Origin of the sequence: Robertmurraya sp. DFI.2.37, assembly GCF_029211245.1 — a bacterium.
In the GTDB taxonomy this organism is placed as follows: domain Bacteria; phylum Bacillota; class Bacilli; order Bacillales; family Cytobacillaceae; genus Robertmurraya; species Robertmurraya methanolica_A.
Genome location: NZ_JARGEJ010000084.1, coordinates 1 through 13758 on the forward strand (window position 1 = coordinate 1; position 13758 = coordinate 13758).

The following is a 13758-nucleotide window of genomic DNA, read 5'->3' on the forward strand; positions in this document are numbered from 1 at the left end:
TGTCTTGAAGAAAACGAATAAACAAACACAGCAATTACTTAAAAATCAACTATCACAATGGGTTACAGGTTTACCCGGTTATATTAGGGCTTACCTGCCTGATTTGGTCTGCGAAAGTTGAGTAATTGATATTAATAAATTTTGAATACGACGCATTTAACCAATTTTCCACTAACTTTGGGTTTGAAGCAAAATGAAAATGGGTATATCCAGCAACAAGATTCTTATAGAGGTGACCTTCTTGTTGAGCACGAAAACGACCTTTATTTAAATATGCAGGTGTTGTGTACTCCCCTTCATATTGGGAATAGTGGAATTCATGCCCCTTAGCCGTCTCTCCTTCTCCAATTAAGAAGTTTCCAGCAAGTCCTGTAATTTCTCGATAGCCAAGGGCGGCCAGCTTTTCTTGCATCCGCACACGCCCAGGTATCATCCCAACCATCGAATAAGATTCTCCATTGCGATTAATAATTTCCTCGGTTAAGTACATAAACCCACCGCATTCTGCTAATGTCGGGAGACCACTTTCGATAGCGACGCGAATAGACCGTTTGGCTTCTTCATTTTCAGCTAAGCGAGCAGCAAATTCCTCCGGAAATCCCCCACCAATATACAGTGCTTGTGCAATGTCGGGAACCACTTCATCTTGTAGAGGGGAAAAGAAATGTAATTTAGCCCCATATGCCCGGAGCAGTTCAAAGTTTTCCTCATAGTAGAAATTAAAGGCTGAGTCTTTTGCTACCGCAATATGAACTGGCTTCCTCTCTATTTGAACATCAAAAATAGAGGAACAAACTTCAATTGGTTCTGCCTTCGTAATTTTTAATAAAAGCTCGAGATCGACGGTCTCCTCAATCGCTTCGGCAAGACGATCAAAATAATAATCTAAATCGCCACGTTCAATTGCTGGAATTAATCCTAAATGGCGACTTGGTAATGGTTCCACCGCCCCTTTTTGTAAATAACCGACAACCGGGACCTGACATTCCTTTTCAATTGCCGTTTTTACAATTTCATAATGGCTTCTGCTTCCCAACTGATTGACAAGAACGCCCACAATATTTGATTTCTCATCAAGCAACTGAAAACCTTTCACAACAGCAGCGACACTCCTTGCCATGCTCGCCCCATTCACGATTAAAATCACTGGACTTTCAGTTATTTCACTTATATGGGCAGCAGAGCCCTCATTGGATAAAGGTGATTTCCCATCATAAAAACCCATTACTCCTTCAATCATTGCAATATTTGCTTGTCGACTAGCTCTAGCAACAATCGCACGAACAACTTCTGCCGACATCATGAAACTATCAATATTTCGAGAAGGGCGCTTTGTAACCGCGGTATGATAAGTAGGATCAATATAGTCCGGTCCACATTTAAATCCTTGGACACTGAAACCACGCTTCATCAATGCTCGCATTATCCCAATCGTAAATGTTGTTTTTCCAACTCCGCTTCCGGTACCTGCCAACACAAAACGATTCATTTTAGCCCTCCTCAAAATTAATGCGTGCAATAGAGATGGTTACATTTCCGCTTTTCTTTTTCTCTAATACTAATGATTTCGCACGCGCATAACGCAGCGCTGCTGGCTCACTAACTCCGTATGCACCAGTGTATTTATAAACTGTTTCAGAGCGGTTTTTTATCGGTATCTCATTCAGTTCAATTGCACTGTAAGTAACAAATGACCAATTATGCTTTGCTGTTAACGCAAGCAACCCTTGTTCACCTTTCTTTAAATCGATGGAAGCGACTGCCTTAACACTTTTAATACTTAAGTTTAGCTCGGTTAATGTTTCCCTAACCACCTGCTCAAGTTCTTCCACTTTCGTTCCCCGATTACAGCCGATTCCCAATACAAGTGATTTTGGTCGATAGACCACACCGTTATCAAGCAATACTTCTTCATGCGGAGCAATTAGACGATCGGTAATAAGAAGAGTTGCTGCTGGCTTTGCTTCAATTGCTGCTCTTGTGGTAGGATAAAGTTTTAGATGAGCTGGCATTGGATGATCGTATATCCACCACTCTTTTTCTCCTGTTTCTTGAACGATCGCAACATGTTCTTCATTCACAACTGCTGCACTCACAGGTGTCAACTTCTCGTCACTATCCCACATCCAGCCAAATTGTGCTCCAAATAAATCAACAGGGATTGTCTTTTGGACATCTGAAGCTGTTGTGATAACAGGTAACGCTCCAATTGCACGGGCCAATTCTCCCGCTAAAGCATTAGCTCCACCGATATGACCAGATAAAACACTGATGACGTATTGACCTTTATCATCAACTACGAGCACAGCAGGATCTTTCTTTTTATCTTCTAATAATGGGGCAATCATGCGCACAACCGCTCCGAGCGATATAATGCAGATAATCCCTTTATATTGCTGAAACAACGCTGGTAGCAATAGGCGCACCGTGCCATCAAACAATTGAATTTGACGCTCATCCTCATCCCCATAGGCAAATTTCTTCATATAATAAAGATCAGCATATGGAAAAATTTCCATATAGCGCCTCGCATTCTCCACTCCATGTTTTGTAATGGCAACAAGGGCATACGGCTTTCGTTTTGCAATAGTCGGGATCACACCCTCGTGCAAGCTAATCATTGGTCTTCACACCTTTTCGAAAACCGTGAGTAAAGGTTTTATCATATAATCTCGAACGGTATTCCTTTTCATGAATATTCGGATCTAATGCCCAGCCAGCTAAAATCATTGCATGTTTCCTAATTCCATTGACGCGCATCGCCTCATCTAATTCAATCAGTGTGGTACGAACAATTTTTTGATCTGGCCATGATGCCCGCTGAACGACAGCAACTGGTGTATTGTCATCCCAACCAGCCAACTGCAATTCTTTCATAATTTTTTTAGTTAAAGTAGCACTTAAAAACATCGCAATCGTACAATGATGCTTCGCTAATTCTTGCAGTCTTTCACGTTCTGGTACAGGGGTACGCCCCTCTGCCCTTGTTAAAATAAGGGTTTGTGTTAAATCAGGAATCGTTAGCTCCGCCCCTACTGCAGCAGCGGAAGCAAAAACAGAGCTGACACCTGGAATCACCTCATATGTAATTCCATGTTGTTTCAGTAAGGCAACCTGCTCCATCGTTGCTCCGTACATTGCCGGATCACCTGTATGGAGGCGCACTACCATTTTTCCCGCATCAATTCGGTCTACAATGGTTTCCACCATTTCTTCAAGATGCATACCAGCTGTACGGATAATTTCTGCCGATGCCTTTGCTTCTGCCACTAATGTTTCACTAACGAGCGAATCCGTGTACATCACAACATCCGCTTCCTTTAAAAGCTTCAACCCTTTGACTGTAATTAAGTCCGGGTCACCTGGTCCTGCTCCAATAATCCAAATTTTTTTCATTATTTGCGCACCACCATACACGACAAGTAATTTAACTCTGCTCCTCTAAGGTCATGGACATTCCAGATCACTTCTTCATCAGAGGTCACCTTTGTTACGACATGGGTCCTTTCTAATAGATTCATTTCTTCTAGTAGATTCAACATATCATCTATTACTTTTGCAACCTTAATAAAGACAATTGAATGATGAGATTCAATCACTTTTCGCATTTCCTCCATATTCTCTGTCGCTGGAATCATTGCAACGCATTCATCCCCATCTGCCAATGGAACTCCTAAACGATTCGCAGCACCATTAAAGGACGAGATTCCTGCCACTGTTTCTATTGACACTTCAGGGTATTTTGATTTCATTAAATTCATAATATGAATAAAGGTGCTAAACAACATCGGGTCACCTTCAGTCACAAAAGCAACGTCTTTTCCTTGAACTAAATAGCGATAAATAGCATCAACCGATCTTCCCCACTCAATTCTTAATGTATCTTCATCTTTTGTCATTGGAAATACTAAGCCGAGCATTTCCTTTTCCGCTGTGTTAATATACACTTCAACAATCCGATGGGCATACGATTTACTGCCTTTTAATTTCTTCGGATAGGCAATAACAGGACTCTCCTGTAATTTGCGAAATGCTTTGACAGTGATTAATTCTGGATCTCCGGGACCTACCCCTAAACCGTATAATGTACCAATCGTCATCATTCTTTTCCTTTCTGTGCACTCACAATAAAAATCGGATTTAATGGTTCAAAGCGAGTCAAATTTAATATTGGTTTGCTTTTTGAAATTTGCACCTGAGTTACCGTTACTTCACAGCCTAATGTTTTTAAATGGCGCAACGCCTCTGCCAAGTTTTCAATTGTGGCAATATTCATGACGAGGCGCCCTTTTGGAAGCAAACGTGAAATACAAATTTCCAATAATTCTGCCATGTTGCCACCGTTGCCGCCGATAAAAATGGCATTAGGATCAGGAAATTCATCAAGACGTTCTGGTGCTTTTCCTAACACTGCAACAAAGTCAGCACGATGTTTCAATTGATTTTGCAAACAGTTCTGTAAATCACTTTCATTTTTTTCAATTGCATAAACTTCACCTTCGCGGGCTATTTTCGCTGCTTCAATGGCAACGGAACCGGTGCAAGTGCCGATATCCCACACAATGCTATTTTCTTTTAGCTCCAATTCTTGCAAACTAAGAATTCGCACTTCTTTTTTCGTAATAAGTCCTTTATCTGGTTTTCGTTGTATGAAGGCTTGGTCAGGAATTCCTAACGATGAACGCTCCACTCGTTCCCTTTGTTTTAATATCACAACATTTAATGGCGAAAATGTAGCTTGCTCCATTTCATCTAATGTTAAATGGCGACATCGTTCATCCACACCTTGCAAATTCTCCGCTACGAAAGCAACATATTCTGTCATACCAAAGCGTTTTAAATACTTTGCTATCGCTTGAGGTGAGTTTGTTTCATCCGTTAAAACTACTATTTTGTGACGCCCATCGATTTTCTGGGCAAAACCCTTTATAGAGCGTCCGTGTAAACTGACGATAAATGCATCCTGCCAGCCTTCTTTCATTTTTGCAAAGGCCAATTGAATTGAACTGGCATAGGGGTATATTTCTAAAGGAAGCTTCTTAGCGAGTACACCCCCTAAGCCAAAAAACAACGGATCACCTGAAGCCAATATGACGACATTTCTCTTTTCCTCCAGCAATTCAGCCATTAAAGACGTTAATCCACCCTTAACAACCTTCTTCTCTTTTGTAAAGGTTGGAAAAAAGCTCAAATGGCGTTCTCCTCCGACAAGGAGTTCACATTCCTCAATCCATTGCAAATATTGAGGAAGCAATCCATCAGCGCCATTATCACCGATACCAATCATTTTCATCCAATTTGTCAATATTCTCAGCCTTTCCTATACATTCTCCGCTAAGTGTATACAACGTTGTTGAAACATTCATATTGCTATTAATGTGATTCAATGCATGATAGCAGCAGTTCTTGCAAAGTGCTTCAAAAAAGGCTTCATTGCCTTTAAGCAGGTCAGCAACTTGAGAAGCAGTGTTTGCTTGTAAAATTTCTTTTTGAACGGCTTCTTCTACGCCTACTCGTTTTGCCATTCCCGCTAAAAACTCAAAGCTGACTGGTGCACTTTTTGAATGAACCATCATGATACCTTGCGCAATTTTTGAGAATTTCCCGATCATTCCGACTAGGGAGACATTGGGGATTTTCTGTTTAGCAATATGTTTTAGTGTAAATCCAACAAAATCGCCCATTTCAATAAAGGCTTCTTCCTGTAAATGAGGATATTGCTTCATCGCATATTTCTCACTTCGGCCACCTGTTGTAATGACTAAATGATCGCATCCTGCTTCTTTCGCAACATTAATAGCTTGTACTATGCTTGCCATATAAGCTGAACTGGAAAACGGAACGACAATACCGCGCGTTCCTAAAATGGAAATACCACCAATTATTCCTAATCGCCCGTTTAATGTCTTTTTGGCAATCTCTTCACCATCTGGAACAGAAATAATGACATCTATTCCACAATCTAACTGATATTCGTCAAGCGCTTCTTCAACAACCGCATTGATCATTTTTCGCGGTACAGGATTGATCGCGGCTTCACCAATTGGTACTGGCAGTCCAGCTTTTGTCACCCGCCCAACGCCAATTCCACCATCTAAGTGAATGCCCCTTCGCTTCGAAAAACGGACAGTGCTTTGGATTCGGGCTTGATGTGTAGCATCTGGATCATCGCCAGCATCTTTAATGGTTTCACACATTACTTCGTTTTCCGTCTTTTCAAAACCGGTTACTTTAAATGTTGCGTATTGGCCAACCGGCAAATAAATCATGACTTCATTCGGTACTTTTCCGGTGACTAGCGCTTGCAGCGCCGCCTTTGTCATCGCTGTAGCACAAGCTCCAGTCGTGTAGCCATGCCGCATTTGTGAAGGATCTTTTTTATTTCGTTTCGTTTGCGCGCTCATCAGCCATAATCGAGATGGCATTAAGTGCCGCCACAGTCACTGTACTGCCACCCTTTCTTCCTTTATTAGTAATGAATGGAATTCCTTCAAGCACGGCTAACTCTGCTTTCGATTCTGCTGCTGACACAAATCCAACAGGCATGCCAATAATTAAGTCCGGTTTGGCTATTCCTTCCTTCACTAAGCGGATTAACTCCAACAATGCAGTCGGTGCATTGCCGATCGCATAAATACCGCCTTCATGTAAGCGTACTGCCTTTTGCATAGAAATAATCGCCCGCGTCGTTCCAAGTGCCTTTGCTTCCTTTGCAACATCCTCATCTGCAATATAGCAATGCAAGTCACCACCGTGTTTTTGAAATCGTTTACGACCTGATCCACTTTCAATCATTTGTACATCAGCAACCACATGACGACCAGCAAGAATGGATTGAATTCCAGCTTCAATCGCATTTGGAGTAAAAATCATACTCCTTCCTAATTCAAAATCTGCTGAAGCATGAATGACACGTCTCACTACTAGCCATTGCTCATCTGTAAAAGAATGTTCCCCCATCTCTTCCTTAATGATCGCAAAGCTGTGATCATATATTTTGTCTGGGTCAACCGTAACAGGGGTAAAGCTCGTATTAAAGTTCATGTTTGCCATTAATAAAACCTCCTAATAAATGAGTCACTTCATCAAAACAAGTACAATAGTTTTCATACTGGATGGAAGGCCGTTTTATTAAAATGACGGGGATTCCCATCTTTATTGCTGCGGTCATCTTTTCATCAACAGAGCCTACTTTGCCGCTTTCTTTTGTAATCATTAATGTCACTTTAAACTGCTCGTATAATGATCGGTTTAATGATTCTGAAAATGGTCCTTGTATAGCGACGATATCCTTTTGTTTAATTCCTAATTTATCACATTTATCCATATTCTCCCTATTCGGAAGCATCCTACAAATAAGTCGAATACCATCCTTCATTAAATACTTTGTAAATATATCTAACGTTTTACTACCTGTTGTCAGCATAATGGTACCTTTATGATTTTGCGCTAGTTTCGCTGCTTCTTCATAGCTGTCAACCTCTGTAACATAGGAAGATTGATACTGTTCTTGTGGCCGCTCATAACGTATGTAAGGGATATTGCAGCGAGCACTTGCAGCCATTGCTGTTTTCGAAGCTTCCTCCGCATAAGGGTGACTGGCGTCCACCACAACACTTATTTCATGCTTGGAAATCAGTTGCTTCATATCGTCTTCGCTTAAACGCCCCACATGATATGGAATATTGTTTTCTCTTAAACTATCAGCGGCAGATTCCGTCACAACGGTTGCTAATAAAGAATATCCTTGATTTTGCAAATGAACCGCTAATGCTCTTGCGTCACTTGTCCCCGCTAAAAATAAAATCATCGTACCCTCCTAATCCCCACATGGTGCTGGCTCAACTTCAATTTTCGAACTCATATCCTGATAAATAAAATCTTGAATTTTCTTCACTCGTTTAAAATATTTAAAAAGGCGTTCATTCGGATGGGCATTTTCTTTATACTCATTAATAATTTTCGTAAGCAATGGCAATAAGTCTTCTGGTTCTATCCCTTCCGCAACTGGCTGAGCTGCATGAGCCGTTCTCCCCACTGGCTTTGAACCAATAAATAAATCAAACTTCTTTTTGCGATAGACGATCCCAATATCATCAAAAACAGCACGATAACAGGCCATTCCGCAGCCATTGAAGCCGATATGTAACTCCTTCGGAAGCTTCAAACCTCCAAGCTGAACTGCAATTTCCTCTGCGTATGGAATAGACTCCGCTTTTTCACCATAGCAAAAGTCACAAGCCTTCACGTTTAATACATCACCTATCGGCATCACCATTAATCCATTTTGTTTAAGCTTCTCAACAATCACTTCCGGCTCCTCTGTTGATAGCTTGACGATAAAGCGATGATCTGGCGTGTATTCTAACGAACCTTGCTCGCTAATAATTTCTGCCAATAGACGCATTTGCTCTGGTGTAATAAATTTATTAGCGACCCCTGGAGAGACGGCAAATTCAAATATTTGTTCAAGAGGCTGCTGCACAATTAATGGATGATCAATTTTCGTTTTTGTCACCATCGCTACGGCCATAAGAGCCATGTTTAACGAACTCGTTTTTTTTTTGGCTTCAAGCTCAGTGCTAGTTATTGCTTCCTTTTCTTGCTCTAACGCCCATGGTTCAGCTTCTTTCTTTAGACGTTGATGCGGTTTTAAACTTTGCTTTTCTTCACCTAATGTATATTTCCGTTGATACCCTCGCGGGGTGATAATCTTGTTGTCATAAAAGAAAGTGGAGGAATTGCCGATGATGACTGTCGTTAGCATGCCAATATCATGCTCTAGCATTTCCGCTAAATTCGTTAAAACGACGCGCTGATTGTCACGATATGCACTTTTTACTAAGCCTACTGGTGTATCAGGGGAGCGATATTTCAATAAAATTCTTTGAGCCTCCACTATTTGCCGGGTTCTTCGTCCGCTTTTAGGATTATATAAAGCAATGACAAAATCAGCCATCCCCGCTGCTTCAATCCGCTTTTCAATTACCTTCCAAGGCGTCAAATGATCACTCAAACTAATCGTACAGGCATCGTGCATAACCGGGGCACCTAATAAGCTTGCACACGAATTGATTGCCGAGATACCTGGAACAATTTCTACCCCAATTCCGTTTTCCTCTGACCAGCCTTTTTCAATTAATACTTCATACACTAAACCTGCCATTCCATACACTCCAGAATCCCCACTGGAGATCACTGATACTGTATGTCCAGATTCAGCTTGCTTGACTGCTTCTTGTGCTCGAGAAACCTCTTCTGTCATCCCTGTACTTACAATTGATTTCGCCGTTACTAAATGCTCAATAAGATCCACATAGGTCTTATACCCAATAATATAGTCACTGTGCTGCAGAGCATATATAGCTCTTGCTGTAATATGTTCTTCTGAGCCTGGACCAAAGCCTACAACATAAATTTTTCCAACTTTCATTCGCTAACCTCCAATAAAATAAGAAAAGTACAAGCACCTTTGTCCAACGCCATTCAAACGGGCTGTGAGAACGCAAAATTGTGAAGTAAGCACCGCTAATCAACCTTTCCTTTTGGAAAACTTGAGAATTATTGCAAGGAAACTGGAGCTAGTCAATTTCTTAAAACTTTTTATTACAGAATACAAATGCGCATGGAGCGCGTCTTCGGAACAATTAAAAGTTGAAATTGCTCCGATGAGAATGTAGGAAAAGCATATTCCTTCGTCCTCATCGCCATAAAACAAAGGAGCTGTTTTTTTCCATAAAACAACAGTAAGGCTTGCTTGACTTTTCGGGGGAAAACGGCTATTAGGCTATTGGACAACAGGCTGCTTGCCCTAGATCTTCTACAAAAAAAAGCCTGCACCCCTTTTCAAAGGAATACAGGCTTTTTAAGATACAATAGATTGCATATTATACTTAAACGTAAAAACAATAGAATACTATTGTTCCGCCTATACTTCTCCCACCGAAAAGTAAAGTGTCGTTTAAATAAGCAGGTTTCCTGACTTAAGCATCATCTTACTCTTACACCTTCCCGATTTCTCAGTGGTCATGTAATTTCATCAGCTCTTACAGTAGCGGGGGCTGTACTAGATTTTCACTAGTTTCCCTTTTACCTCACAAAAGTGAGCACTTATTTAAATTAAACTATTAAATTGGTTTAAATATATCATACAATCCCATTTGTTAAAATCCATTTTTCAAAAATTTTATAAAGATTGTGTGAATAATACTATTCTCACATACTTAATGATTCAAAACTTTCCTTCGATGATCCTTTACAAATAGCCCCTTTTTCGAAATTAGAAATCCGTAAAAAGAAGCGATCACTTGTTGAAACAACATACCGATAACTACCGGAACCGCAACTGCAGAAGGGAAGAAAGATACTGCGATAACAGCACCTGCACTAATATTTCTCATCCCGCCTGTATATAATAGCGTAATGGTTTCCTCTTCTCTAAAATGTAATATTTTTGCCAGTACAAATGAAAACAAATAACCACTAAATGCAATTCCAAAGACGATGAACCCTATCATCACAAGCTTAAAATCGATCGTTTGAAACGATGGCGCAATGCTAGCACTATTAATCATAACGACAACAATAATTCCTAACTTTGCTAATGGCGATAATATAGAACTCAGCTGTTGTCTGGATGTGTCCTTTGTAAAGTGATTAACCAGCAGTCCCGCAAGCGAAGGTAAAACGATCATCAAAACTAAACCTTTCATTATTCCATACATATCCATAGAAACACTTTCACCAACAAATAGCATCACGCTATAAGGAACAATAAACGGGGATAACAATGTATCAATTAGTATAATAGATAAGGCAAGTCCCGTATTTCCCTTATTCATCGCAATCCAAATAAAGCTTGTTATTCCAGTCGGAATGGCTGCACCCAAAATAAAACCTGTAATTGTAAGATGATCAGTTGGGAATGTCATATGACCTACAAACCCTGCCCATGTTGGCATAAGCAAGTGCAAAATAAATACAGCTGTTAAAATAGGCAAAGGGTGCGCAATCGCATTTTGTAGGGATTTAAAACTAGAATTTATCGCACCTGAAAAAGTCATCATTGCAAATATCCAAGGTACCGCTGCTTCAAATGACCATAAGGCAGTTGAAAAAATAACACCCAGCACAACACTTGCCGGTGTTAAGAAAGGCAATAGCTTTTCTAATATTTTGTTTAAAAGAGTAAGATTTTTCATTAAGAGAGTCCTCCGTCCTCTCTCAATTTTAACCATCGTTACTAAAACTCAGCAAGTAGGGATGGTTAAATTTAAACAGAGGTGCTCCAATATTAAGCCCTTGAAGCACCCCTTTTACTATATGCGAGATATCATCACTGGTAATAGAAACAAACAAGCATACAATCACTAATAGCACTGACTTGATATCGTGTCTACCGTTGGATAAAAGCCGATAGAGCTTATTGCTGGTACACCATTAACAACATTTATACATCACCACATTGTCAATTGCAGCGTATGAATGCTTAGGCCAATCATCTAAAATGCAAAAAGATAAATAAAAATCATCACCACAAAGAAAAATGACAAGTAAACCATTCCTTACTCACTTTATCAATGACTTGACTATGTTCCATACATTTAAAAGTCCCTCTCACCTGGCTACTACATACTTTCATATTTGCCCCAATATTCCATTACACATCTTCTATAACCTTAAAATACTAACTTCACATTATATTAAATTTACGATCGTTATTTCCCATGAACCCTTCTTGTTTCGAGGATTTGTTCAATATGACCTAGCGCGTGAGACATCAATAGACGAATTCGTTCCCTTACTGTTACAACTGGGCCATTCGAAATTTGTATCGTTCTGTCCATTGCATTTGGAAGATGATAAAGCAACCCGGAAATATGTTTTCGAATCGCCACAAAAAGAGCTACCTCTCCCTCAATGGAGCGATGTTGATAATCTAGGCCATCCACCCATGTGTCAGGATTATAGCCATTAGCATGAAATATTCTTCCAGGTTCAGCTAATGCAAATTTAACCATAGCCAGTGAGGTTGCGTCTGAATCAACCATATGTAAAACTGTTTGTCTAATACTCCATTTTCCGGGAGCTCTTACTAGATCCAAGTCTTTTTCCGTTAATCCCTCCAATGCTTTTTTTAGTCGCATGGGAGCAAGTTCATAAAGCTCCAATAGTTCTAAAGAACTAAGTTCTTTTCCTTCCCAAAATGAAAGTATATATCCGTTTGGATCAATGACTTCTAAGATTGTGTCTCCCCATTCCTTTTCAATTCTTGTAACCTTCCCCTGATTTAATTTGGCCGTGTCAATGTGACTGCTGTTGCCTCTGAAATAAAGTCTCTCCCCCGGTTCAGCAAGATGATAGGACGGTGCCAGCCACCTTGTTACATCATGGTTTGAATCCTCAACGAGCAAAAGAGTCTGCCCCGAGTCAAACTCTACCATCGCCGCCTTTTGTCGCTCATCAAAAAATAGTACATGAAAATGCAATATATCTTTATAGAACTCTAAAGTTGAAGCGATTGATGCTACAACGACTTTACTGTTTGCTAAATGACTCATCATTTTCCCCCAACCTAATTATTGTAATGTATACTTTCTTGGAAAAACCTTAATCATCAACTGATCAGCAGCGGCATGAAGCAACTCAGGACAGAAATAATAGTCTTTTATCTCAACTATTTTTCCATTTTCCCATTCAAGACGATTCAAATTATAAAGAGCGCGCTCACCGTTCATGGATGCGACTTGAACAATCGTAGGACGTCCCCATAAATGATGGATTTCAGCCTTCATATCTACTGGATCATTAGCCCAATCAGCTAGGGAATCTTTTACGACAACCTCTTTGCCCAATTCCTGTGCAATATGGACGATATCTTTTCTTACATTATGTTCTAATAATTTCGCAATTCCTTCTGGATCCCTTCTATTAAAGGCTGCCATGAATTTCGAAATCAATTCTTTCTGCTCGCTAGTAATCTCATCATTTCTGTGATCTTTATCGTTCTCTTTCACTTCTCTTAATTTTTTTCTAGCACGATGTAGCAATGCTTTTACCGTCCCTTCATTGGCACCTACTATTTCTGCAACCTCCTTCAATTTGAACCTAAAGACATCTGCTAATAAAAGAGCAATCCTTTGCCGTGGTGCTAACGTGATTATTAAATGGACAAATGCATCTTCAATCTCTATGACATCCTGCTCTTCATAAGATGGAAGTTCATGAGTTGTTTCAATCGATTCCAGTTTCAATTTCATTTTCCGACATTGGTCGATCCATGTAGTTGAGGCAATCTTAAATAAGTAACCTTTCGGATTTATCGGCTGCCATAAATGTGATAATGATGAAAAAGCTTTTAACAATGTATCCTGAACCAAATCCTCCGCATCCCATGGCGAGCCCGTAATATGGTAACAATATCTCCATAACTCCGGTCTATAAGGGATTATCATTTCATCAAAAATCTTTTTTATATCCCGAAGTTGTCCACTTAACAACTCCGACTGTTCACTTTCTTTTATTGTCATCGTCGCTCCTCCTTAATTAAGCTATTTGTTATGTAAAACGTAAAAAAAGTGAAAAAGGATACGAAATATAAAAAATTTAATTCTTTTTTTACTTTTTATTATATAACTCAACTTTCGCAGACCAAATCAGGCAGGTAAGCCCTAATATAACCGGGTAAACCTGTAACCCATTGTGATAGTTGATTTTTAAGTAATTGCTGTGTTTGTTTATTCGTTTTCTTCAAGACAT

The 13758-nt window shown here is 39.9% G+C and carries 12 protein-coding genes and 1 riboswitch; all 12 genes read right to left on the bottom strand.

Annotated elements, in window-relative coordinates:
* Positions 1 to 70 precede the first annotated feature (70 nt).
* The 12 genes from PZE06_RS24075 to PZE06_RS24130 all read right to left on the bottom strand — a co-directional run bounded on the left by PZE06_RS24075 (position 71) and on the right by PZE06_RS24130 (position 13529).
* Entirely contained in the window at positions 71 to 1489 is a 1419-nt protein-coding gene (locus PZE06_RS24075) for a cobyrinic acid a,c-diamide synthase CobB (RefSeq protein WP_151026138.1), read from the bottom strand.
* A 1-nt stretch (position 1490) separates the two neighbouring features.
* Entirely contained in the window at positions 1491 to 2621 is a 1131-nt protein-coding gene (locus PZE06_RS24080; protein ID WP_151026139.1) for a cobalt-precorrin 5A hydrolase, read from the bottom strand.
* Positions 2614 to 3396, bottom strand: a complete 783-nt coding sequence (gene cobM, locus PZE06_RS24085; protein ID WP_151026140.1) for a precorrin-4 C(11)-methyltransferase — start codon at positions 3394 to 3396, stop codon at positions 2614 to 2616. The genes PZE06_RS24080 and cobM overlap by 8 nt, the downstream gene beginning before the upstream one ends.
* Positions 3396 to 4100, bottom strand: a complete 705-nt coding sequence (cobI, locus tag PZE06_RS24090) for a precorrin-2 C(20)-methyltransferase (protein ID WP_151026149.1) — start codon at positions 4098 to 4100, stop codon at positions 3396 to 3398. Before cobI ends, cobM begins: the two co-directional genes overlap by 1 nt.
* Positions 4100 to 5293 carry a precorrin-6y C5,15-methyltransferase (decarboxylating) subunit CbiE gene (gene cbiE / locus PZE06_RS24095; RefSeq protein ID WP_151026141.1) on the bottom strand — a complete coding sequence of 398 codons (1194 nt, stop codon included), beginning with the start codon at positions 5291 to 5293 and terminating at the stop codon, positions 4100 to 4102. Before cbiE ends, cobI begins: the two co-directional genes overlap by 1 nt.
* Positions 5271 to 6404: a cobalt-precorrin-5B (C(1))-methyltransferase gene (locus tag PZE06_RS24100; protein ID WP_369011862.1), complete on the bottom strand. Its 1134-nt coding sequence runs from the start codon at positions 6402 to 6404 to the stop codon at positions 5271 to 5273. Before PZE06_RS24100 ends, cbiE begins: the two co-directional genes overlap by 23 nt.
* On the bottom strand, positions 6379 to 7053 hold the full coding sequence (locus tag PZE06_RS24105) for a precorrin-8X methylmutase (RefSeq protein ID WP_151026143.1): 675 nt from the start codon (positions 7051 to 7053) through the stop codon (positions 6379 to 6381). Before PZE06_RS24105 ends, PZE06_RS24100 begins: the two co-directional genes overlap by 26 nt.
* A complete protein-coding gene (cobK, locus tag PZE06_RS24110; RefSeq protein ID WP_151026144.1) occupies positions 7034 to 7810 on the bottom strand; it encodes a precorrin-6A reductase in 777 nt (258 codons plus the stop codon). The genes PZE06_RS24105 and cobK overlap by 20 nt, the downstream gene beginning before the upstream one ends.
* A 9-nt stretch (positions 7811 to 7819) precedes the next feature.
* Positions 7820 to 9433 (bottom strand): precorrin-3B C(17)-methyltransferase, encoded by a 1614-nt coding sequence (gene cobJ, locus PZE06_RS24115; RefSeq protein WP_151026145.1) that lies wholly within the window; start codon positions 9431 to 9433, stop codon positions 7820 to 7822.
* A gap of 518 nt (positions 9434 to 9951) precedes the next feature.
* A riboswitch (cobalamin riboswitch) is annotated at positions 9952 to 10129 on the bottom strand.
* A 94-nt stretch (positions 10130 to 10223) separates the two neighbouring features.
* Positions 10224 to 11201 carry a bile acid:sodium symporter family protein gene (locus PZE06_RS24120; RefSeq protein ID WP_151026146.1) on the bottom strand — a complete coding sequence of 326 codons (978 nt, stop codon included), beginning with the start codon at positions 11199 to 11201 and terminating at the stop codon, positions 10224 to 10226.
* Positions 11202 to 11717: 516 nt separating this feature from the next.
* Positions 11718 to 12563, bottom strand: a complete 846-nt coding sequence (locus PZE06_RS24125; protein ID WP_151026147.1) for a DinB family protein — start codon at positions 12561 to 12563, stop codon at positions 11718 to 11720.
* 15 nt (positions 12564 to 12578) lie between these two features.
* Positions 12579 to 13529 (bottom strand): RNA polymerase sigma factor, encoded by a 951-nt coding sequence (locus PZE06_RS24130; protein WP_151026148.1) that lies wholly within the window; start codon positions 13527 to 13529, stop codon positions 12579 to 12581.
* Between the last annotated feature and the right edge of the window lie 229 nt (positions 13530 to 13758).

Bases quoted from the DNA above. Each gene is read 5' to 3' on its own strand.
- PZE06_RS24130 (WP_151026148.1), bottom strand. From the start codon at position 13,529: ATGACAATAAAAGAAAGTGAACAGTCGGAGTTGTTAAGTGGACAACTT.
- cobJ (WP_151026145.1), bottom strand. From the start codon at position 9,433: ATGAAAGTTGGAAAAATTTATGTTGTAGGCTTTGGTCCAGGCTCAGAA.
- cobI (WP_151026149.1), bottom strand. From the start codon at position 4,100: ATGACGATTGGTACATTATACGGTTTAGGGGTAGGTCCCGGAGATCCA.
- PZE06_RS24120 (WP_151026146.1), bottom strand. From the start codon at position 11,201: ATGAAAAATCTTACTCTTTTAAACAAAATATTAGAAAAGCTATTGCCT.
- PZE06_RS24100 (WP_369011862.1), bottom strand. From the start codon at position 6,404: ATGAGCGCGCAAACGAAACGAAATAAAAAAGATCCTTCACAAATGCGG.
- PZE06_RS24125 (WP_151026147.1), bottom strand. From the start codon at position 12,563: ATGATGAGTCATTTAGCAAACAGTAAAGTCGTTGTAGCATCAATCGCT.
- cobM (WP_151026140.1), bottom strand. From the start codon at position 3,396: ATGAAAAAAATTTGGATTATTGGAGCAGGACCAGGTGACCCGGACTTA.
- PZE06_RS24080 (WP_151026139.1), bottom strand. From the start codon at position 2,621: ATGATTAGCTTGCACGAGGGTGTGATCCCGACTATTGCAAAACGAAAG.
- PZE06_RS24075 (WP_151026138.1), bottom strand. From the start codon at position 1,489: ATGAATCGTTTTGTGTTGGCAGGTACCGGAAGCGGAGTTGGAAAAACA.
- cobK (WP_151026144.1), bottom strand. From the start codon at position 7,810: ATGATTTTATTTTTAGCGGGGACAAGTGACGCAAGAGCATTAGCGGTT.
- cbiE (WP_151026141.1), bottom strand. From the start codon at position 5,293: ATGAAAATGATTGGTATCGGTGATAATGGCGCTGATGGATTGCTTCCT.
- PZE06_RS24105 (WP_151026143.1), bottom strand. From the start codon at position 7,053: ATGGCAAACATGAACTTTAATACGAGCTTTACCCCTGTTACGGTTGAC.